Source organism: Streptomyces sp. NPDC037100, from assembly GCF_055606225.1.
The window spans coordinates 525870-546635 of the sequence record NZ_JBVJSX010000001.1 but is presented as its reverse complement, the minus strand read 5'-3'; the positions used below and the strand labels follow the sequence as shown (position 1 = coordinate 546635).

The following is a 20766-nucleotide window of genomic DNA, read 5'->3' as shown; positions in this document are numbered from 1 at the left end:
GGACGGCGATCACCGCGACACGCCGAAACGCGCCGCCAGCGCGTCCCGTTGCGCCCGCACGAACGCCGCGTCCACCACCGCTCCGTGACCGGGCACGTACACCGCGTCCTCGCCACCCAGGTCGAGCAGCCGGTCGAGGGCGGCGGGCCAGTGCGACGGCACCGCGTCCGGGCCCGCCTGGGGATCTCCGGACTCCTCGACCAGGTCCCCGCAGAACACCACCTCCGGATCACCGGGCACCAGCACCGCCAGGTCGTGCGCGGTGTGCCCCGGGCCGACGTTCGCCAGCAGCACCTGCCGGCCGCCGCCCAGGTCGAGCGTCCACTCGCCGGAGACCAGGTGGCCGGGCGGGACCAGCCGCTCCGCCGCCTCCTCGGCCGTGGGCGCCGCCAGGCCCTGGCGCACCCCGTCCTCGCGCAGTTCCTCGCGGTCCCGCACCCGTGTCAGCAGCGCGTCCACGCCCACCGCGCCGAACACCTCGGTGTCCGGGAGCGCCGCGGCGCCGAAGACATGGTCGAAGTGCGGATGGGTCAGCGCGAGATGCGTCACACGGTGGCCGGTGAGCGCACGCGCCTGCGCCCCCATTTTCGCGCCCTCGGCGAGGCTCGACCCCGCGTCGATCATGAGGACCGCCCCCTCACCGGCGACCAGCCCGATCGTGCAGTCCCACACCGGCAGCCGGCACCGGCCCACACCGGCGGCCACGCGCTCCCATCCGAGGTCTTCCCAAGTCACCGTCATACGGCGACGCTAGCGGGTGCCCCCGCTCGGGGCACGGTGCCGCACGACCAGCCTTGCCGGGGGTGTACCCCACCGCCGTACACTGGGCCGGGGAACGCTGGCACTCGCATGCGCAGAGTGCCAGGCCGGACCGGCAGGGCAAGCAGACGGAGACTTCTGGAGGTGTGCGCGATGCTCAGTGAACGCAGGCTGCAGGTGCTGCGCGCCATCGTCCAGGACTACGTCGGCACCGAGGAGCCGGTGGGCTCCAAGGCCCTCACCGAGCGGCACAGCCTCGGCGTCTCCCCGGCCACCGTCCGCAACGACATGGCGGCCCTCGAGGACGAGGGGTACATCGCCCAGCCGCACACCAGCGCCGGGCGCATCCCCACCGACAAGGGTTACCGGCTGTTCGTCGACAAGCTCGCCGGCGTCAAGCCGATGACCGCGCCCGAGCGGCGCGCGATCCAGAACTTCCTCGAGGGTGCCGTCGACCTCGACGACGTCGTGGCGCGCACCGTGCGGCTGCTCGCGCAGCTCACGCGCCAGGTCGCCGTCGTGCAGTACCCGTCGCTGACCCGCTCGACCGTGCGGCACGTGGAGTTGCTCTCCCTGGCGCCCGCGCGCGTGATGCTCGTGCTGATCACGGACACCGGGCGCGTCGAGCAGCGGGTCGTCGACTGCCCGGCGCCCTTCGGCGACGCCTCGCTCGCGGATCTGCGCGCGCGGCTCAACAGCCGTGTGGCGAACCGGCGTTTCGCGGATGTGCCGAGTCTGGTGGAGGATCTCCCCGAGGCGTTCGAGCACGAGGACCGGGGTACGGTCTCTACGGTGCTCTCCACACTTCTGGAGACGCTCGTCGAGGAGAACGAGGAGCGGCTGATGATCGGCGGCACCGCCAATCTGACCCGCTTCGGGCATGACTTCCCTCTCACGATCCGGCCGGTGCTGGAGGCGCTGGAGGAGCAGGTCGTGCTCCTCAAGCTGCTCGGCGAGGCGAAGGATCCGGGCGTGACCGTACGGATCGGTCACGAGAACGCCCACGAAGGACTCAACTCCACGTCCGTCGTGTCGGTCGGCTACGGTTCGGGCGGCGAGGCAGTCGCCAAGCTCGGCGTGGTCGGACCGACCCGCATGGACTACCCGGGAACGATGGGAGCGGTACGCGCAGTGGCACGGTACGTCGGACAGATCCTGGCGGAGTCGTAGTGGCCACGGACTACTACGCCGTACTCGGCGTGCGCCGCGACGCGTCGCAGGAAGAGATCAAGAAGGCCTTCCGGCGGCTCGCGCGCGAGCTGCACCCGGACGTCAACCCCGATCCGAAGACCCAGGAGCGGTTCAAGGAGATCAACGCCGCTTACGAGGTGCTGTCGGACCCGCAGAAGAAGCAGGTCTACGACCTCGGCGGCGACCCGCTCTCGCAGGCCGGCGGCGGTGGCGCGGGCGGCTTCGGAGCCGGTGGCTTCGGGAACTTCTCGGACATCATGGACGCGTTCTTCGGCACGGCGTCGCAGCGCGGACCGCGCTCGCGCACCCGCCGCGGCCAGGACGCGATGATCCGCATCGAGGTCGAGCTCGACGAGGCCGCCTTCGGCACGACGAAGGACATCCAGGTCGACACGGCCGTCGTCTGCAACACCTGCAGCGGCGAGGGCGCGGCCCCGGGCACCTCCGCCCAGACGTGTGACATGTGCCGCGGCCGCGGCGAGGTCTCGCAGGTCACCCGGTCCTTCCTGGGTCAGGTCATGACGTCCCGCCCGTGCCCGCAGTGCCAGGGCTTCGGCACGGTCGTGCCGACTCCGTGCCCGGAGTGCGCGGGCGACGGCCGCGTGCGGTCCCGCCGCACGCTCACGGTCAAGATCCCGGCCGGTGTCGACAACGGCACGCGGATCCAGCTCGCCGGCGAGGGCGAGGTCGGCCCCGGCGGCGGTCCGGCCGGTGACCTCTACGTCGAGATCCACGAGCTGCCCCACAGCACGTTCCAGCGGCGCGGCGACGACCTGCACTGCACGGTGACGATCCCCATGACGGCGGCGTCCCTCGGCACGAAGGTGCCGCTGGAGACGCTCGACGGCATGGAGGAGGTCGACATCCGTCCGGGCACCCAGTCCGGCCAGTCGATCCCGCTGCACGGCCGGGGCGTCACGCACCTGCGCGGCGGCGGACGCGGCGACCTCATCGTCCACGTCGAGGTCCAGACCCCGACCAAGCTCGACCCCGAGCAGGAACGCCTGCTGCGCGAGCTCTCCAAGCTCCGCGGCGAGGAACGGCCCACGGGGCAGTTCCAGCCGGGGCAGCAGGGGCTGTTCTCGCGGTTGAAGGACGCCTTCAACGGGCGCTGACGTGTGTGGTCCGGCCGCTGCCGGGGGTCCGGGGGGTTGTCTCCCCGGGCTGGCACGGTCAGCCGGGGCGGCAGGGGCTGTTCTCGCGGTTGAAGGACGCCTTCGACGGGCGCTGACGTGTGTGGTCCGGCCGCTGCCGGGGGTCCGGGGGGGCTCCCCGGGCTGGCACGGTCAGCCGGGGCGGCAGGGGCTGTTCTCGGGGTTGAAGGATGCCTTCGACGGGCGCTGACGCGGGGCGTGCTTCTGGTCTACGCCAGTCGGCAGGCCGGTTTCGGAGTTGTTCGGAGGACGTGACAACATGCGGTCATGTCCTCCGCACTGACCGATCTCTTCCCCTTCCCGATCGTGCAGGCCCCCATGGCGGGCGGCGTCTCCGTGCCGCAGCTCGCCGCGGCCGTGTGCGAAGCGGGAGGGCTCGGTTTCCTCGCCGCCGGGTACAAGACCGCCGACGGGATGTACCAGGAGATCAAGCAGCTCCGGAGCCTCACCAGCAGGCCCTTCGGCGTCAACGTCTTCATGCCGCAGCCGGAGTACGCCGACCCCGCCGCCGTCGACGTCTACGCCCACCAGCTGGCCGGCGAGGCCACCTGGTACGAGGCCGAGCTCGGCGACCCGGACAGCGGACGCGACGACGGCTTCGAGGCCAAGCTCGTGGTGCTGCGCGACAACCCCGTACCGGTGGTGTCCTTCCACTTCGGCGTCCCGAGCCGCGAGATCGTCGACACCCTGCACCGCGGCGGCACCTTCGTCCTGGCCGCCGCGACCACCCCCGACGAGGCCCGGGCCGTCGAACGGGCGGGCGCGGACGGGGTCATCGCCCAGGGCGTCGAGGCCGGCGGCCACCAGGGCACCCACCGGGACATTCCCGAGACGGACGGTTCCGGCATCGGCCTGCTGTCCCTGATCGCCCAGGTCCGTGAGGCCGTGAGCATTCCGATCGTCGCCGCCGGCGGCATCATGCGCGGCGGCCAGATCGCCGGGGTCCTCGCGGCCGGGGCGAGCGCGGCCCAGCTGGGCACCGCCTTCCTCGCCACGCACGAGTCGGGCGCGAACGCCCTGCACAAGCAGGCGCTGACCAACCCGCTGTTCGTCCGCACCGAGCTGACCCGGGCGTTCTCCGGGCGGCCCGCGCGCGGCCTCGTCAACCGGTTCCTGCGCGAGCACGGCCCGTACGCGCCCGCCGCCTACCCCGAGATCCACCACCTCACCGCGCCGCTGCGCAAGGCCGCCGCCAAGGCCGGTGACGCGCAGGGCATGGCGCTGTGGGCCGGGCAGGGGCACCGGATGGCGCGGGAGCTGCCCGCCGGGCAACTGGTCGAGGTGCTGGCGGGGGAACTGGCCGCCGCCCGGGCCTCGTTGACGGGCGGAGGCGCGCTGTGACCGCGCCGGTGTTCGTGGTCGAGCACTTCGACGCGGGCGGCGGCGGCCGGTACGTCCTCGACGGGCCGGAGGGGCGGCACGCCGTCTCCGTGAAGCGGCTGCGCGCCGGTGAGGACGTCGTCCTCACGGACGGGGCGGGCCGCTGGGCGGACTGCGTCGTGCTCGACACGGAGGGCAAGGACCGGCTGATCCTCCAGCTGGACTCGGTGTCCGAGGAGCCCGCGGAGGAGCCCCGGGTCACCGTCGTCCAGGCGCTGCCCAAGGGCGACCGCGGCGAGCTCGCCGTCGAGACGATGACCGAGGTCGGGGTCGACGCGATCGTGCCGTGGGCGGCGGCGCGCTGCATCACACAGTGGAAGGGCGACCGCGGGGTCAAGGCGCTGGGCAAGTGGCGGGCCACGGCCCGGGAGGCCGGCAAGCAGTCCCGCCGGGTGCGCTTCCCGGAGGTCGCGGAGGCGGCGACGACCAAGCAGGTCGCCGCCCTGCTGGCCGGGGCGGACTTCGCCGCCGTGCTGCACGAGAGCGGGGACGCGCCGCTGGCGACGGCCGAACTGCCGGCCACCGGTGACATCGTGCTGGTCGTGGGGCCCGAGGGGGGCGTCGCGCCGGAGGAACTGGCGCTGTTCGAGGAGGCGGGGGCGCAGGCGTACCGCCTCGGGCGCAGTGTGCTGCGCACATCGACTGCCGGGACGGCCGCCGCGGCCGTGCTCCTGGCACGCACCGGACGCTGGTCCTGACCCCCTTGGAGGCACCGTGGAACTCGCACAGGTCCGTCTGCTCGTGACCGACTTCTCCGCCTGCTACCGCTTCTACGGCGAGGTCCTCGGCCTCAAACCGCAGTCGGGGGCGGCGGACGGGCCGTACGAGAGATTCAGCCCCGCGGTCGGTTCCGCGGGGATCGCGCTGCAGGACCGGTCGATGATGGCCGAGGTGCTCGACGAACTGGGTGACACGGCCGAGGGCCACCGCTCCCTGGTCGTGCTGCGGGTGGACGCGCTGGACGCGTACTGCGAGGAGATCACCATGCGCGGCGCCACGGTGCTGCACGGCCCGGCACCCATGACCGACCGCATGCGGGTGGCCCATCTCAAGGACCCCGAGGGCAACCTGGTGGAGCTTCAGGAGTGGCTGCTGCTGCGCGGCTGACGCCTTTGCGCCCTACCGCGCGGCCCCCGGCAGTGGCAGGCTCCCCTCCATGGGGGCTTCGAGGAAATATCGGCTGGGTCCGCGCGGGCGGCGTGTGGCGGTCGCGGCGACGTTCGCCGTGGTGGCCGTGGGCGGTGCCGTCGCCTGCGAACCCGGCAGCGTCAGCGCCGCGTCCGTCGCGTACACCACCGACCAGACCGTGACCAAAGAGCTCAACCGGCAGAAGGCGGACGTGCGGTGGCTCACGTGCACCGCCTCCTACGGGGAGAGCGGCGGGAAATCGTCACCCTCGGCGCGTGAGCGGACCGTCGCGACCGTCGACTGCGAGGGCGAGACCGACGACGGCAAGGACATCACCGTCGACGGCAAGGTCACCCACGCGGTGAACGGCGCCTGCGTACGCGGGAACATCACCGCCAAGGTGGACGGCAAGGTGTGGTTCCAGGTCGACGGCCTCGGCGACTGCGACGCCACCAGCCCGCCGCCCGTCGGCGGGCCCCCGAACGGCCGGCCCGGGCCGACGGTCACCGTGACCGTCACCCAGACCATCTGGTGCGAGCGGTACCCGGACTGCCGCCCTGTCGAGGGCAAGTGATCCGAACCCTGTCCGCGCGGCGTCGTCCCTGCATAGGGTGATCGGGTGACATCGCCTGCTTACCTCCGGTTCCCCCATGTGCACGGCGACCTGGTCGCCTTCACCGCCGAGGACGACGTGTGGCTCGCCCCACTCGACGGCGGCCGGGCCTGGCGGGTCAGCGCCGACAACATGCCGGTGACCCAGCCCCGCATCTCGCCCGACGGCACCACCGTCGCCTGGACCTCCACCCGTGACGGCGCCCCCGAGGTGCTCATCGCCCCGGTCGACGGCGGTCCGGCCAAGCGGCTGACGTACTGGGGGAGTCTCAAGACACAGGTGCGCGGCTGGACCCCGGACGGCGAGGTCCTGGCGATCAGCACCGAGGGCCAGGCGAGCCTGCGACGCACCTGGGCGCGAGCCGTCCCGCTGGACGGCGGCCCGGCCACCACCCTGCCGTACGGGCCCGTCGGCGACGTCGCGCACGGCCCGCACACGGTGCTGCTGTCCGCGCCCATGGGACGTGAGGCGGCCTGGTGGAAGCGGTACCGCGGCGGGACGGCGGGCAAGCTGTGGATCGACCCCGAGGACAACGGGGAGTTCGTGCGGCTGCACGAGGACATCGACGGCAACATCGAGTACCCGCTGTGGGTGGGGGACCGCATCGCCTTCCTCTCGGACCACGAGGGCACCGGAGCGCTCTACTCCTCCCTCGCCGACGGGTCCGACCTGCGCCGCCACACCCCCCTCGACGGCTTTTACGCCCGGCACGCCGCGAGCGACGGCACCCGTGTCGTCTACTCCAGCGCCGGTGAACTGTGGGTGCTGGACGACCTGGAGGGCGCCGAGCCCCGGCGGCTGGACGTGCGGCTGGGCGGACAGCGCACCGATCTTCAGCCGTTCCCGGTGAACGCCTCCCGGTGGTTCGGCTCGGCGTCCCCGGACCACACCGCACGCGGCAGCGCGGTCGCCGTACGCGGCTCCGTGCACTGGGTCACCCACCGCTCCGGCCCGGCCCGCGCCCTGGCCGCGACACCGGGCGTACGGGCCCGGCTGCCGCGGACGTTCCGCGCGGACGGCGAGCAGTGGGTGGTGTGGGTGACGGACGCCGAGGGCGACGACGCGCTGGAGTTCGCGCCCGCCACCGGACTCGCCCCCGGCGCGACACCCCGCCGGATCGCCGCCGGGCAGCTCGGCCGGGTGCTGGACCTCGCCATGGCGCCCGACGGCAGCCGGGCCGCAGTGTCCTGCCACGACGGGCGCCTGCTGCTGGTGGAGCGGGAGACGGGCGAGGTGCGGGAGGTCGACCGCAGTGAGGACGGCGACGTCTCGGGCCTGGTCTTCTCACCCGACTCGTCCTGGCTGGCCTGGTCCCACCCCGGCCCCCGGCCGCTGGCCCAGCTGAAACTCGCCAACACCACCGACCTGTCGGTCACCGAGGCCACCCCGCTGCGCTTCCAGGACTACGCGCCCGCGTTCACGATGGACGGCAAGCACCTCGCGTTCCTGTCGACCCGCTCCTTCGACCCGGTCTACGACGAGCACGTCTTCGACCTGGCCTTCGTGGTGGGCGCCCGGCCGCATCTGATCACCCTCGCGGCCACCACGCCCTCCCCGTTCGGTCCGCAGCGGCACGGCAGGTCCTTCGAGACGCCCGACCGGGAGGAGACCCCCGACAGCGAGGGCACCCCCACCACCCGCATCGACCTCGAAGGTCTCGCCGACCGCATCGTGCCCTTCCCGGTCGAGGCCGGCCGCTACACCAACCTGCGCGCCGCCAAGGACGGCGTCCTGTGGCTGCGCCACCCGGTCGCCGGTGTGCTCGGCGCGTCCCGGGCCACTCCGGACGACCCCGACCCCAAGTCCGAGCTGGAGCGCTACGACCTCGCCCAGCAGCGGGTCGAGCATCTCGCCGTCGACGCCGACCACTTCGCGGTCAGCGGCGACGGCAAGCGGGTGCTGCTGTGGACCGACGGGCGGCTGAAGGTCGTCCCCAGCGACCGGCGTGCATCGAGCGACGACGACAGCGACTCCAACATCACCGTCGACCTGGGCCGCGTACGCCAGTTCGTCGACCCGGCGGCCGAGTGGCGCCAGATGTTCGACGAGAACGGCCGCATCATGCGGGACCACTTCTGGCGGTCCGACATGAGCGGCGTCGACTGGGACGGCGTCCTCGACCGCTACCGCCCGGTCGTGGACCGGTGCGCCACCCACGACGACCTCGTCGACCTGCTGTGGGAGGTGCAGGGCGAACTCGGCACCTCGCACGCCTACGTCACCCCGCGCGGCGGACACGGCGGCGGCCCCCGGCAGGGCCTGCTCGGAGCCGACATCTCCCGCCACGAGGACGGCAGTTGGCGCGTCGACCGCATCCTGCCCTCCGAGACCTCCGACCCGGACGCCCGCAGCCCGCTGGCCGCACCGGGCGTCGCGGTACGCCCCGGGGACGCCATCGTGGCGGTCGCGGGACAGCCGGTCGACCCCGTTCTCGGCCCCGGCCCGCTGCTGATCGGCACGGCCAACAAGCCGGTGGAGCTGACCATCTCCCCGTCCGGCGGCGGCGACCCCCGGCACGCCGTCGTCGTCCCGGTCGCCGACGAGGAACCCCTGCGCTACCACGCCTGGGTGGCCGACCGCCGCGCCTACGTCCACGAGAAGTCCGGCGGCCGCCTCGGCTATCTGCACGTCCCCGACATGCAGGCCCCCGGCTGGGCCCAGATCCACCGCGACCTGCGCGTCGAGGTCGCCCGTGAGGGCCTGGTCGTCGACGTCCGCGAGAACCGCGGCGGCCACACCTCCCAGCTCGTCGTCGAGAAACTGGCCCGCCGCATCGTCGGCTGGGCCGTCCCGCGCGGCATGCGCCCCTACAGCTACCCGGAGGACGCCCCGCGCGGCCCCGTCGTGGCCGTCGCCAACGAGTTCTCCGGCTCCGACGGCGACATCGTCAACGCGGCCATCAAGGCCCTCGGCCTCGGCCCGGTCGTCGGCACCCGCACCTGGGGCGGCGTCATCGGCATCGACAGCCGCTACCGCCTGGTCGACGGCACCCTGGTGACCCAGCCCAAGTACGCCTTCTGGCTGGAGGGCTACGAGTGGGGCGTGGAGAACCACGGCGTGGATCCCGACGTGGAGGTCCTGCAACGCCCGCAGGACTACGCGGCGGGCAGGGACACGCAGCTGGACGAGGCCATTCGACTGGCGCTGCAGAGCCTGGAGACAGCACCCGCCAAAATGCCCCCGGGCCTGCCCACCTGAGGGGCGCGGGGAACTGCGCGACCAGCCACAACGCACCCACACGACGACGATACGATGCCTGAGTCGGACCTACATTCGGCCAACCCCCGGAGGGAAAATGGCAGGGGAGCCCCAGGAAGACTGCCTGTTCTGCAAGATCGTCGCAGGCACCATCCCGGCGACGATCGTCCGCCGGACGGAGACGACCATCGCGTTCCGCGACATCAACCCCCAGGCCCCCACCCACGTCCTGATCATCCCCAAGGCGCACCACGAGAACGCCGCCGCCCTCGCCGCCGCCGACCCGGCCCTCACCGCGGACCTGCTCCGCGAGGCCCAGGCCGTCGCCGACGAGGAAAAGCTCGACAGTTACCGCCTCGTCTTCAACACCGGCAGCGGCGCCGGCCAGACGGTCTGGCACGTGCACGGCCACGTGCTCGGCGGCCGCGGCCTCCAGTGGCCCCCCGGGTAGTACGCCTTGTCCGTACGTGAACTCGTGGTCCTCGGCACCGCCAGCCAGGTCCCGACCCGGCACCGCAACCACAACGGCTACCTGCTGCGCTGGGACGGCGAGGGCATCCTGTTCGACCCCGGCGAGGGCACGCAGCGCCAGATGCTGCGCGCCGGGGTCGCCGCGCACGACCTGAACCGGATCTGCGTCACGCACTTCCACGGCGACCACTCCCTCGGCCTCGCCGGTGTGATCCAGCGCATCAACCTCGACAAGGTCCCGCACGAGATCACCGCCCACTACCCCCGCTCCGGGCAGCGCTTCTTCGACCGGCTCCGGTACGCCACCGCCTACCGCGAGACCGTCGGCATCACCGAGGCCCCGGTCGCCGCCGACGGGCCCCTCGCCCGTACGGACGGCTACACGCTCCAGGCGCGGAAGCTGTCGCACCCGGTGGAGTCGTACGGGTACCGGATCGTCGAGCCCGACGGCCGCCGCATGCTGCCCGAGCGGCTCGCCGCGCACGGCATCAAGGGCCCGGACGTGGGCCGCATCCAGCGCGAAGGCTCGCTCGGCGGGGTCTCGCTGGAGGACGTCAGCGAGGTGCGGCGCGGCCAGCGGTTCGCGTTCGTCATGGACACCCGGCTGTGCGACGGCGTGCACGCTCTGGCCGAGGGCTGCGACCTGCTCGTCATCGAGTCGACGTTCCTCGACGAGGACGAAAACCTCGCCGTCGAACACGGGCATCTGACAGCCGGTCAGGCGGCGCGGGTGGCCCGCGACGCCGGCGTGCGGCATCTCGTGCTGACCCACTTCAGCCAGCGCTACACCCATGCGGACGAGTTCGAGCGTCAGGCCCGGGCTGCCGGATACGAGGGTGAGCTGACCGTGGCGCACGATCTACTGAGGGTGCCGGTTCCGAAGCGCCGGTGAAACGGCCGTACGATGAATTGATGTCCCTCCCCAAAGCCGAACTGCACCTTCACATCGAAGGCACCCTGGAACCGGAACTCGCCTTCGAGCTCGCCGCGCGCAACGCCGTCACGCTGCCCTACGCCGACACCGACGAGCTGCGCGAGGCCTACCGGTTCGAGGACCTGCAGTCCTTCCTGAACCTGTACTACGAACTCATGGCCGTCCTGCGCACCGAGCGGGACTTCGAGGACCTGGCGAACGCCTATCTCGCCCGGGCCGCCGCGCAGGGCGTGCGGCACGCCGAGATCTTCTTCGACCCGCAGGCCCACACCAGCCGCGGTCTCGAGATCGGCACCGTCGTCGAGGGGCTGTGGCGGGCGCTCGGGAACAGCGAGGCCAACCACGGTGTCTCGACCCGGCTGATCCTGTGCTTCCTGCGGGACGAGTCCGCCGAGTCGGCCCTGGCCACGCTGGACGCGGCCAAGCCGTATCTGGACCGGATCACCGGCGTCGGCCTGGACTCCGCCGAGGTCGGGCACCCTCCGGTGAAGTTCCGCGAGGTCTACGAGGCCGCCGCCGCGCTCGGTCTGCGGCGGGTCGCGCACGCCGGTGAGGAGGGCCCGCCGGAGTACATCACCGAGGCGCTGGACATCCTCGGCGTGGAGCGCGTCGACCACGGGCTGCGCTGCGTGGAGGACCCGGCGCTGGTGGAGCGGCTGGTGCGCGACCGGGTGCCGCTGACGCTGTGCCCGCTGTCCAACGTCCGGCTGCGCACGGTCGACACCCTCGCGGACCACCCACTGCCCGCCATGCTCGACGCGGGCCTCATGTGCACGGTCAACTCCGACGACCCGGCCTACTTCGGCGGCTACGCGGGCGACAACTTCGACGCCGTGCGCGCCACCCTCGGCCTCACCGAGGAGCGGCTGCGCGAGCTCGCCCGCAACTCCTTCCTCGCCTCCTTCCTGGAGGACGACGAGGAGCTGCGGGCGCGGTATCTCGCCGAGGTGGAGGCCTACACCTTCGGCTAGCCCCGGGCGGGTCTCAGAAGACCTCCGACCCCGCCTTGTCGTAGGCACGCTGGGCGGGGACGGCCGGGGTCTCGACCGGGATCTCCACCACCGGCTGTTCCGGGGCGCCGATCTCGGGGACCGCGCCGGTGGGCGTGCCCGTGGCGGCGGCGACCAGGGCGGCCGGGTGGCCGCCGCGGCGGCGGATCGCGCCGGGCAGCAGCGGGCGTCCGCCGGTGTGCAGAGCGACGGCGGTCATCGGTAGGGCGATCACCAGCAGCCCGGCGCCCAGGACCGCGCCCATGACCGGGAATCCGGCCTGCGCCGACAGCACGCTGCCGGTCAGCGGCCCGGCGGCAGTGCCGAGCGAGGACGCCGAGCCGACCAGCACCGCCCAGCGGCCGCGCGGGTCGAGCGAGGCGGCGAGCCCGATGAGGTACGACAGCACCACCGGATAGAGCGTGTTCCAGGCGATCTCGCCGGCCGCGAAGCCCACCAGGTCGGTCGCGCAGGCGCTGAGCGCGATGCAGGCGGCGATGAGGACGGTGCCGCCGCCGATGGGTATCGCACGTCCGAGCCGGGCCCCGAGGGCGCCCGCCGCGAGGACCCCGGTCAGGCCGGCGCCGAGGGCGACGGCGAAGACGACGCCGACGGTGGCCTCGCCGAGGTGCGCCTGCTCCAGGCCGATGCGTCCGCTCACGCCCCACAGGGAGTTCTGGGCGAGCGACCAGCACACCATGGCGGCGGCCAGCAGCAGCCCCGAACGGGCATGTGGCAGCCGGGCGTTGTCGTGCCGGGTGGGCGCGACGGGCGTGCCGGTGGGGAGGCTGCCGGTGAGCGGCCAGACCGCCAGGGCCGTGAGGGCGATCGCGGCCAGCGGCAGACCGTGCCCCGGGCCGAGGTGCGGCACGGTCAGATACACGGCGCCCGCGAGGGCGGAGACGGTGAGCAGCCCGGCCGTGGAGGCCCGGTGCGGGTCCTTCTGACCGGCGATGAGGGTCGCGGCGACGGTGGTGGCCGTGCCGGAGCCGAACCCGCCGACGATCGCGCCGGCGACGACGGCGGGTATCGCGGTGGTCAGGGCGGCACCGCCGTAGCCGAGCAGGGCCAGGGCGAGGCCGAGCCGGGCGAGGGTGCGGGCTCCGATCCGTTCGACCCGGGAGGCCAGGACGAATCCGGCGGCGGCCGAACTCAGCAGCAGGGCACTGCCGACGGCGCCGGCCTGGGTGGCGGAGAGCGGAAGGTCCGAGTCGAGCCTGCCCACGGTGGTGGGCAGCAGATACGGAGCGAGGTACCCGGCCGTGAAAAGGGCGACGAGGGGCCAGGGAGTGGTGCGGGGGGCGAACACGGGCGTTCCCAGGGCATGCGAAAGGAGCGGGGGAAAGGGGGGTGGGCGACGACCGTCGACGGACAGGAACGCGCGAGCAATTTGTATCAAGCACGTAGTCGCACACGGGAGCCCGGGGTGTGTGATCCGGAACACGTTGTGTTTGGGGTGGTGAAGCCCGGGTAAACGCGTGCCTTTCGTCAGGCGTCGACGCTGCTTCCGCTAACGCCAGTGCACCGCTCCGGGCCCCGCCGGAACGGTCGCCTCGGCCTTCGCCCGGACCTCCCGCATGACCGCGACGATCCGCTTCTCGTGCTCGGGCGTGAGCCGGGCGACCGGCACCGAGCAGCTGATCGCGTCCTGTGCCGGGGTGTCGTAGCGCAGGGCGAATCCGAAGCCGACGATGCCGGGCACGCTCTCCTCGCGGTCCACGGACCAGCCGCGTGCCCGGATCCGCGCGAGGTCGGCCGCCAGGGACCGCCTGCTCGTGTGCGAGTTCGGGGTGAGCGCCTCGTACGGGCCCTCCGGCAGCTCCCCGTCCGGGCGTTCCGCCAGCAGGGCCTTGCCGAGAGCCCCGACGTGCGCGGGCAGGCGCCGCCCCACCCGGCTGATCGTGCGCAGGTACTCGTGCGACTCCCGGGTCGCCAGGTACGCCACGTCCCGGCCGCGCAGCCGGCCCATGTGGATGGTCTCGCCGAGCGCCTCGGACGCCTCGTCGAGGTACGGCCGTACGGCCCGGACGCGGGGGTCGGAGTCGAGGTAGCTCGTGCCGGTGAGCAGGGCGTGGATGCCGATGCCGTACAGGGAGCCGGTGATGTCGGTGCGGACCCAGCCGCGCGAGATCAGGGTCTGCAGCAGTGCGTACATCGAGCTGCGCGGTACGCCGAGTTCGTCGGCCAGCTCCTGGAGCCGGGCCGGTCGGTCGCCGCGCGCGGCGAGAAGTTCCAGCAGCTCGACCGTGCGCGCCGCGGACTTCACCTCGCGGACGCCCCCTGTGTCTGACATGCGCCGATGGTAGTCGGGCCGCCCGGGCGGTTGACGTTCTCGAACCCGACCAGCATTCTCATATATAGATGACATCTACATGAGGAGACGACTTCGTGAACCTCACCATCACCGGCGTACGGCTCACGCCCATCCTGGTCGCCGACCCGCCGCTGCTGAACACCCAGGGCGTGCACCAGCCGTACACCCCCCGGCTGATCGTCGAGGTCGTCACGGCGGACGGGATCACCGGCGTGGGGGAGACCTACGGCGACGCCAAGTACCTGGAGCTGGCCCGGCCCCTCGCCGAGCGGCTGAAGGGGCGTCAGGTCAGCGATCTGAACGGCCTGTTCACGGTCGCGGACCAGGTCGCGGTGGACTCCTCCCGTGTCGAGGACGCCGTCGACGTCGGCGGGCTGCGCGGTGTCCAGACCGCCGACAAGCTGCGGCTGTCCGTCGTCTCCGGCTTCGAGGTCGCCTGCCTGGACGCCCTCGGCAAGGCGCTCGGACTGCCCGTGCACGCGCTGCTGGGCGGCAAGGTGCGCGACGCCGTCGAGTACAGCGCCTACCTGTTCTACAAGTGGGCCGGCCACCCCGAGGGCGTGCCGGCCGAGAAGGACGACTGGGGTGCCGCCCTCGACCCGGCGGGCGTGGTGGAGCAGGCCCGCCGCTTCACGGAGCGCTACGGCTTCACCTCCTTCAAGCTCAAGGGCGGTGTCTTCCCGCCCGACGAGGAGATCGCGGCGATCAGAGCCCTTGCCGAGGCCTTTCCCGGGCACCCGCTGCGGCTCGACCCGAACGGTGCCTGGTCCGTGGAGACGTCCGTGACGGTGGCCCGGGAGCTCGGGGACGTCCTCGAGTACCTGGAGGACCCCTCGCTCGGCACACCGGCCATGGCCGAGGTCGCCCAGCGCACCGGCGTGCCGCTCGCCACCAACATGTGCGTGACGACGTTCGCCGAGATCAAGGAGGCCTTCACCCGGGGTGCCGTCCAGGTGGTCCTCTCCGACCACCACTACTGGGGCGGACTGCGCAACACCCAACAGCTCGCCGCCGTCTGCCGCACCTTCGGGGTCGGCGTGTCGATGCACTCCAACACCCACCTCGGCATCTCGCTCGCCGCGATGACCCACGTGGCGGCCACCGTCCCGGACCTCCACCACGCCTGCGACTCCCACTACCCCTGGCAGTCCGAGGACGTCCTCACCGAGCGGCTCGCCTTCGAGGGCGGCAGGGTCGCGGTGTCCGACGCGCCCGGCCTCGGCGTGGAGCTCGACCACGAGCGGCTGGCCGCACTGCACCAGCGGTGGCTGGACGACGACGGCGCCCTGCGGGACCGCGACGACGCGGCGGCGATGCGGAACGCCGACCCGGATTGGGTGAGCCCCGCGATGCCCCGCTGGTAGGGCCCGCCGGTGCCGTGGCGGGGGTGCGAGAGAGCCCGGCGCGAGCTCACGGTACGCGTGGGTCCGGCGTGATCGGCGTCACGTCGTCGGCGATGTGGTGCAGACTGGCCTGATCCGCACCACGTCAGGGAGCGCATCGTGACCGCGTCCACCGCCCCGGCCGGAAAGGGCCCGGCCGGAAAGGCATCGCACCGCCAGAGCCAGGTCGATCCCCTCGCCCCCCTGCGCACACCGGACGACCCGCCCTGGGACGTCTACCTCACCGGCACCGTCTTCCTGGACATCATCTTCACCGGCCTCGACTCCGCCCCGGTGCGCGGGACGGAGTCATGGGCGCGCGGGATGGGGTCGAGCCCCGGCGGCGTCGCCAACATGGCGACGGCCCTGGCCCGCCTCGGCCTGCGCACATCCCTCGCGGCGGCCTTCGGCGACGACCACTACGGCGACTACTGCTGGGACGCCCTGGAGCACGGCGAGGGCATCGACCTCTCCCCGTCGCGCACGGTGCCCGGCTGGCACTCCCCGGTGACCGTCTCCATGGCCTACGAGGGGGAGCGCACGATGGTCTCCCACGGCCACGAGCCACCCCCCGAGGAGCCGGCCCCCGCATGCCCGTCCCGCGCGCGTGCCGCCGTCGCCTCCCTCGCACCCGGCGTGAGCGCGCCCTGGATCGCCCAGGCCGCGAGCAACGGCACCCGGGTGTTCGGCGACGTCGGCTGGGACGACACGGGCGCGTGGGACCTGGCGGGCCTGTCCGACCTGCGGCACTGCGAGGCGTTCCTGCCGAACGCGGAGGAGGCCATGCGGTACACGGGCGCGGACTGCCCCCGGGCCGCCGCCCACGCCCTGACCGAGTACGTGCCGCTCGCCGTGGTCACCCTCGGCGCGGAGGGGGCGTACGCGGTGGACCGGCGTACGGGGGAGACGGCGGAGGTCCCGGCCATCGCGGTCGAGGCACTCGATCCGACCGGCGCCGGAGACGTGTTCGTCGCCGGGTTCGTGACCGGCACCCTGGCGGACTGGCCGCTCGCCGACCGGCTGGCCTTCGCCGGGCTGACGGCGGCACTGTCGGTGCAGGAGTTCGGGGGGTCGCTGTCGGCGCCGGGGTGGTCGGAGATCGCGGCGTGGTGGCGGGAGGTGCAGTCGGTCGAGGGGCAGTCACCCGTGGCGCTGGAGAGGTACGGGTTCCTGGCGGGGCTGGTGTCGGAGGAACTGGTGCGGCCCTGGCCGTTGCGGCGTGCCGTTCCCACGATCGGTTTCCGGCGCTCGGCGTGACCTCCCGGCCCGCCAGGGGGCTCCGTCCCCTGGACCCCCGGCCTGTGCCCACCCACCGCCCGTACCTGTCGGCCAGGAAGTGCCGTCGCGTCCGAGGCGGTCGGCCAGGAAGTGCCGTCGCCTTCGAGGCGGTCGGCCAGGAAGTCCTGTCGCCTCCGAAGCCGTCGGGCGGGAGCCGTCGTAGGCTCCCGTTTCCGACCCCACCACCAAAACCCCTACGGCGTTGTCACTCCCCCGTCGTACCCTGGGAATCGCGAGGCCGCCCTCAGCTGTGCGGCCATGACGAGGAGGAACCGCAGGCCTTAAGCGCCGGCCCATGACTCAACCATCGACAGCTCACACCCCCGCGCAGGAGCAGGCGAGAGCGCAGTTCACCGTCCCCGCCCAGCACCCCATGGTGACCGTTCTGGGGTCCGGCGACTCCCTCCTGCGCGTGATCGAGAAGGCCTTCCCGGCGGCCGACATCCACGTCCGGGGCAATGAGATCAGCGCGGCCGGCGACTCGAAGGACGTCGCCCTCATTTCGCGCGTGTTCGACGAGATGATGCTGGTGCTCCGCACCGGGCAGCCGATGACGGAGGACGCAGTGGAACGCTCGATCGCCATGCTGAAGGCGAGCGACAACGGCGAGAGCGACGGCCAGGAGACCCCCGCCGAGGTGCTCACACAGAACATCCTGTCCTCGCGCGGCCGCACGATCCGCCCCAAGACGCTCAACCAGAAGCGCTACGTCGACGCCATCGACAGGCACACGATCGTCTTCGGCATCGGCCCCGCGGGCACCGGCAAGACGTACCTGGCCATGGCCAAGGCGGTGCAGGCCCTGCAGTCCAAGCAGGTCAACCGCATCATCCTGACCCGCCCGGCGGTCGAGGCGGGCGAGCGGCTCGGCTTCCTCCCGGGCACGCTCTACGAGAAGATCGACCCGTACCTGCGCCCGCTCTACGACGCGCTGCACGACATGCTCGACCCGGACTCGATCCCGCGTCTGATGGCCGCGGGCACCATCGAGGTCGCGCCGCTGGCGTACATGCGCGGACGCACGCTCAACGACGCCTTCATCATCCTGGACGAGGCCCAGAACACCAGCCCCGAACAGATGAAGATGTTCCTCACCCGCCTCGGCTTCGACTCCAAGATCGTGATCACGGGTGACGTGACGCAGGTCGACCTGCCGGACGGGACGAAGAGCGGTCTGCGGCAGGTGCAGGACATCCTCGACGGCGTGGACGACGTCCACTTCTCCCGGCTGTCGTCGCAGGACGTGGTCCGGCACAAGCTGGTGGGCCGTATCGTCGACGCGTACGAGAAGTACGACACCACGCACGGCACCCAGAACGGCACGCACAAGGGCCGCGGCAAGTCCGGGCACAAGGGGAAGTAGACACACACAGCACCATGTCGATCGACGTCAACAACGAGTCCGGCACCGAGGTCGACGAGCAGGCGATCCTCGACATCGCCCGCTACGCGCTCGCTCGGATGCGCATCCACCCGCTCTCCGAGCTCTCGGTGATCGTCGTGGACGCCGACGCCATGGAGCAGCTCCACATCCAGTGGATGGACCTCCCCGGTCCGACGGATGTCATGTCCTTCCCGATGGACGAGCTGCGCCCGCCCTCCAAGGACGACGACGAGCCGCCGCAGGGGCTCCTCGGCGACATCGTGCTGTGTCCCGAGGTCGCACTGAAGCAGGGCAAGGAAGCGGAGACGCAGCACTCCATGGACGAGGAGCTCCAACTGCTCACCGTCCACGGCGTGCTGCACCTGCTGGGCTACGACCACGAGGAGCCCGACGAGAAGGCCGAGATGTTCGGCCTCCAGGCGGCCATCGTGGACGGCTGGCGCGCGGAGCGGGGCCTGACCGGCCCGTCCCCCGCGCCGACGGTCTCCTGAGCCGTCGATGAGTCCTCAACTCGCCCTGGGCGCCATCGCCCTGGTCGTCGTGGCCTGGCTCGCCGCCTGTGCGGAGGCGGGCCTCGCGCGCGTCTCCAGCTTCCGCGCCGAAGAGGCCGTGCGCTCCGGCCGCCGCGGCAGCGCCAAGCTCTCCCAGGTCGCCGCCGACCCGACCCGCTACCTGAACGTGGCGCTGCTGGTCCGCGTCGCCTGCGAGATGGCCGCCGCCGCGCTGATCACCTACGGCTGTCTGCAGGAGTTCGACGGCACCACCGAGGCACTGCTGGTCGCCATCGCGATCATGGTCCTGGTGTCGTACGTCGCCGTCGGCGTCTCACCGCGCACCATCGGCCGCCAGCACCCGCTGAACACCGCGACGGTCTCCGCGTACGTCCTGGTGCCCCTGGCAAGGATCATGGGCCCGGTCCCGTCGCTGCTGATCCTCATCGGCAACGCGCTCACCCCGGGCAAGGGCTTCCGCCGCGGCCCCTTCGCCTCCGAGGCGGAGCTGCGCGCCCTGGTCGACCTCGCCGAGAAGGAGTCCCTCATCGAGGACGAGGAGCGCCGCATGGTGCACTCCGTCTTCGAACTGGGCGACACACTCGTCCGCGAGGTCATGGTCCCGCGCACGGACCTGGTGGTCATCGAGCGCTTCAAGACCATCCGCCAGGCCCTCACCCTCGCCCTGCGCTCCGGCTTCTCGCGCATCCCGGTGACCGGGGAGAGCGAGGACGACATCGTCGGCATCGTGTATCTGAAGGACCTGGTCCGCAAGACGCACATCAGCCGCGACGCCGAGTCCGAGCAGGTGTCCACGGCGATGCGCCCGGCGTTCTTCGTGCCCGACACCAAGAACGCCGGCGACCTGCTGCGCGAGATGCAGAAGGAGCGCAACCACGTCGCGGTCGTCATCGACGAGTACGGCGGCACGGCCGGCATCGTCACCATCGAGGACATCCTCGAGGAGATCGTCGGCGAGATCACCGACGAGTACGACCGTGAACTGCCGCCGGTCGAGGAGCTCGGCGAGGACCGCTTCCGCGTCACGGCCCGCCTCGACATCAGCGACCTGGGCGAGCTGTACGGCCTGGAGGAGTACGACGACGAGGACGTCGAGACGGTCGGCGGGCTGCTGGCCAAGGCGCTCGGCCGCGTCCCCATCGCGGGAGCCTCCTCCGTCGTGGACCTGCCCGACGGGCGGAAGCTGCGCCTGACCGCGGAGGCCGCCGCCGGGCGCCGGAACAAGATCGTGACGGTGCTCGCGGAGCCGGTCGGCCCGGCGGACCCGCCCCCCGAGGAGGAGCCGGAGTGACCCCGCAGGAGCTGCGCGCGTTCTGCCTGTCCTTCAACGCGGCGGTGGAGGACTTCCCCTTCAGCCCGGAGATCTCGGTCTTCAAGGTGCGGGGGAAGCTCTTCGCCCTGTCGTACCTCGACGCGCGGCCCCTGAAGGCCAATCTCAAGTGCCACCCGGACGACGCCGTCCGCCTCCGCGCCGAGTACGAGGGGCTCATCGTCCCCGGCTGGCACATGAACAAGCGCCACTGGAACACGGTGACGGTGGACGGCGGACTTCCCGACCAGCTCGTCAGGGAGCTCATCGAGGACTCGTACGACCTGGTCGTCGCGGGCCTGCCCCGAGCGGACCGCCTGCGCCTGGACCGTCCATGAGGCTTCCGTATGCTCGGATCATGACCGACAGCAGCGCGCTCGACCCCGAGGACCGCAAGATCGTCACCCTGGCCCGTTCTGCGCGGGCCCGCAACGGCGTGCCCGAGGGCGCGGCCGTACGGGACGAGACCGGACGCACCTATGTCGCGGGCACCGTGGCCCTCGACTCCCTGAAGCTCAGTGCCCTGCAGACGGCGGTGGCGATGGCGGTGGCCTCGGGCGCGACGTCCCTGGAGGCGGCGGCGGTGGTGACCGAGGCGGAGACCGCGTCCGCGGAGGACCGGGCGGCGGTGCGGGACCTCGGCGGTGCGGAGACGCCCGTGCTGGTGGCGGGGTTCGACGGAACGGTCCGGACCACCGTCACGGCTGGCTGAACTTCGCTGTAACCGCCGGTAATTAGGCCGGATTTCAACCTTGTCGACCCCTGCCCCA

20 protein-coding genes are annotated in these 20766 nt (G+C 72.2%); 17 read left to right on the top strand and 3 right to left on the bottom strand.

What is annotated here, in order from left to right:
* Positions 1-9: 9 nt before the first annotated feature.
* A complete protein-coding gene (locus ACZ7EG_RS02525) occupies positions 10-741 on the bottom strand; it encodes an MBL fold metallo-hydrolase (protein ID WP_471071103.1) in 732 nt (243 codons plus the stop codon).
* Between the two features lie 171 nt (positions 742-912).
* Between ACZ7EG_RS02525 and hrcA the strand changes: the two genes are divergently transcribed.
* The 10 genes from hrcA to ACZ7EG_RS02475 all read left to right on the top strand — a co-directional run bounded on the left by hrcA (position 913) and on the right by ACZ7EG_RS02475 (position 11799).
* Complete coding sequence (hrcA, locus tag ACZ7EG_RS02520; RefSeq protein WP_033306349.1) at positions 913-1929, top strand: heat-inducible transcriptional repressor HrcA; 1017 nt, start codon at positions 913-915, stop codon at positions 1927-1929.
* On the top strand, positions 1929-3065 hold the full coding sequence (gene dnaJ, locus ACZ7EG_RS02515) for a molecular chaperone DnaJ (protein WP_142164010.1): 1137 nt from the start codon (positions 1929-1931) through the stop codon (positions 3063-3065). Before hrcA ends, dnaJ begins: the two co-directional genes overlap by 1 nt.
* Before the next feature lie 306 nt (positions 3066-3371).
* Entirely contained in the window at positions 3372-4445 is a 1074-nt protein-coding gene (locus ACZ7EG_RS02510) for a nitronate monooxygenase (protein WP_471071099.1), read from the top strand.
* Complete coding sequence (locus ACZ7EG_RS02505) at positions 4442-5182, top strand: 16S rRNA (uracil(1498)-N(3))-methyltransferase (RefSeq protein ID WP_471071096.1); 741 nt, start codon at positions 4442-4444, stop codon at positions 5180-5182. Before ACZ7EG_RS02510 ends, ACZ7EG_RS02505 begins: the two co-directional genes overlap by 4 nt.
* A gap of 16 nt (positions 5183-5198) precedes the next feature.
* A complete protein-coding gene (locus tag ACZ7EG_RS02500) occupies positions 5199-5591 on the top strand; it encodes a VOC family protein (RefSeq protein ID WP_471071093.1) in 393 nt (130 codons plus the stop codon).
* A 49-nt stretch (positions 5592-5640) separates the two neighbouring features.
* The gene (locus tag ACZ7EG_RS02495) at positions 5641-6186 is read left to right on the top strand and encodes a hypothetical protein (RefSeq protein WP_471071090.1); all 546 of its coding nucleotides are present in this window, start codon (positions 5641-5643) and stop codon (positions 6184-6186) included.
* Between the two features lie 45 nt (positions 6187-6231).
* Complete coding sequence (locus ACZ7EG_RS02490; protein ID WP_471071087.1) at positions 6232-9423, top strand: S41 family peptidase; 3192 nt, start codon at positions 6232-6234, stop codon at positions 9421-9423.
* A gap of 97 nt (positions 9424-9520) precedes the next feature.
* A complete protein-coding gene (locus ACZ7EG_RS02485) occupies positions 9521-9874 on the top strand; it encodes a histidine triad nucleotide-binding protein (RefSeq protein ID WP_471071083.1) in 354 nt (117 codons plus the stop codon).
* 6 nt (positions 9875-9880) lie between these two features.
* A complete protein-coding gene (locus ACZ7EG_RS02480; protein WP_471071080.1) occupies positions 9881-10786 on the top strand; it encodes a ribonuclease Z in 906 nt (301 codons plus the stop codon).
* Positions 10787-10806: 20 nt separating this feature from the next.
* Positions 10807-11799 carry an adenosine deaminase gene (locus ACZ7EG_RS02475; RefSeq protein WP_471071077.1) on the top strand — a complete coding sequence of 331 codons (993 nt, stop codon included), beginning with the start codon at positions 10807-10809 and terminating at the stop codon, positions 11797-11799.
* Between the two features lie 13 nt (positions 11800-11812).
* Here ACZ7EG_RS02475 and ACZ7EG_RS02470 read toward each other — a convergent pair whose 3' ends face one another.
* On the bottom strand, positions 11813-13126 hold the full coding sequence (locus ACZ7EG_RS02470; RefSeq protein WP_471071074.1) for an MFS transporter: 1314 nt from the start codon (positions 13124-13126) through the stop codon (positions 11813-11815).
* A 201-nt stretch (positions 13127-13327) separates the two neighbouring features.
* Positions 13328-14110 (bottom strand): IclR family transcriptional regulator, encoded by a 783-nt coding sequence (locus tag ACZ7EG_RS02465; RefSeq protein ID WP_471071071.1) that lies wholly within the window; start codon positions 14108-14110, stop codon positions 13328-13330.
* Between the two features lie 95 nt (positions 14111-14205).
* On the opposite strand from ACZ7EG_RS02465, the gene ACZ7EG_RS02460 reads away from it, so the two are divergent.
* From ACZ7EG_RS02460 to ACZ7EG_RS02430, 7 genes are all read left to right on the top strand, one after another.
* Complete coding sequence (locus ACZ7EG_RS02460; RefSeq protein ID WP_471071068.1) at positions 14206-15495, top strand: glucarate dehydratase family protein; 1290 nt, start codon at positions 14206-14208, stop codon at positions 15493-15495.
* Positions 15496-15633: 138 nt separating this feature from the next.
* Positions 15634-16770, top strand: a complete 1137-nt coding sequence (locus ACZ7EG_RS02455) for a carbohydrate kinase family protein (protein WP_471071065.1) — start codon at positions 15634-15636, stop codon at positions 16768-16770.
* 316 nt (positions 16771-17086) lie between these two features.
* Positions 17087-18154, top strand: coding sequence for a PhoH family protein (locus tag ACZ7EG_RS02450; RefSeq protein ID WP_471071062.1), 1068 nt, complete (start codon positions 17087-17089; stop codon positions 18152-18154).
* Positions 18155-18168: 14 nt separating this feature from the next.
* Positions 18169-18666, top strand: a complete 498-nt coding sequence (gene ybeY / locus ACZ7EG_RS02445; RefSeq protein ID WP_033306334.1) for an rRNA maturation RNase YbeY — start codon at positions 18169-18171, stop codon at positions 18664-18666.
* A 7-nt stretch (positions 18667-18673) separates the two neighbouring features.
* A complete protein-coding gene (locus tag ACZ7EG_RS02440; RefSeq protein ID WP_471071058.1) occupies positions 18674-19978 on the top strand; it encodes a hemolysin family protein in 1305 nt (434 codons plus the stop codon).
* Positions 19975-20334, top strand: a complete 360-nt coding sequence (locus tag ACZ7EG_RS02435; RefSeq protein WP_471071055.1) for an MmcQ/YjbR family DNA-binding protein — start codon at positions 19975-19977, stop codon at positions 20332-20334. The genes ACZ7EG_RS02440 and ACZ7EG_RS02435 overlap by 4 nt, the downstream gene beginning before the upstream one ends.
* 20 nt (positions 20335-20354) lie before the next feature.
* Positions 20355-20708: a cytidine deaminase gene (locus ACZ7EG_RS02430; protein WP_471071052.1), complete on the top strand. Its 354-nt coding sequence runs from the start codon at positions 20355-20357 to the stop codon at positions 20706-20708.
* Positions 20709-20766: the final 58 nt, after the last annotated feature.

Excerpts from the sequence above, each read along its gene's own strand:
- ACZ7EG_RS02525 (WP_471071103.1), bottom strand. The coding sequence starts at position 741 with ATGACGGTGACTTGGGAAGACCTCGGATGGGAGCGCGTGGCCGCCGGT.
- hrcA (WP_033306349.1), top strand. The coding sequence starts at position 913 with ATGCTCAGTGAACGCAGGCTGCAGGTGCTGCGCGCCATCGTCCAGGAC.
- ACZ7EG_RS02510 (WP_471071099.1), top strand. The coding sequence starts at position 3,372 with ATGTCCTCCGCACTGACCGATCTCTTCCCCTTCCCGATCGTGCAGGCC.
- ACZ7EG_RS02495 (WP_471071090.1), top strand. The coding sequence starts at position 5,641 with ATGGGGGCTTCGAGGAAATATCGGCTGGGTCCGCGCGGGCGGCGTGTG.
- ACZ7EG_RS02485 (WP_471071083.1), top strand. The coding sequence starts at position 9,521 with ATGGCAGGGGAGCCCCAGGAAGACTGCCTGTTCTGCAAGATCGTCGCA.
- ACZ7EG_RS02475 (WP_471071077.1), top strand. The coding sequence starts at position 10,807 with ATGTCCCTCCCCAAAGCCGAACTGCACCTTCACATCGAAGGCACCCTG.
- ACZ7EG_RS02465 (WP_471071071.1), bottom strand. The coding sequence starts at position 14,110 with ATGTCAGACACAGGGGGCGTCCGCGAGGTGAAGTCCGCGGCGCGCACG.
- ACZ7EG_RS02450 (WP_471071062.1), top strand. The coding sequence starts at position 17,087 with ATGACTCAACCATCGACAGCTCACACCCCCGCGCAGGAGCAGGCGAGA.
- ybeY (WP_033306334.1), top strand. The coding sequence starts at position 18,169 with ATGTCGATCGACGTCAACAACGAGTCCGGCACCGAGGTCGACGAGCAG.
- ACZ7EG_RS02440 (WP_471071058.1), top strand. The coding sequence starts at position 18,674 with ATGAGTCCTCAACTCGCCCTGGGCGCCATCGCCCTGGTCGTCGTGGCC.
- ACZ7EG_RS02430 (WP_471071052.1), top strand. The coding sequence starts at position 20,355 with ATGACCGACAGCAGCGCGCTCGACCCCGAGGACCGCAAGATCGTCACC.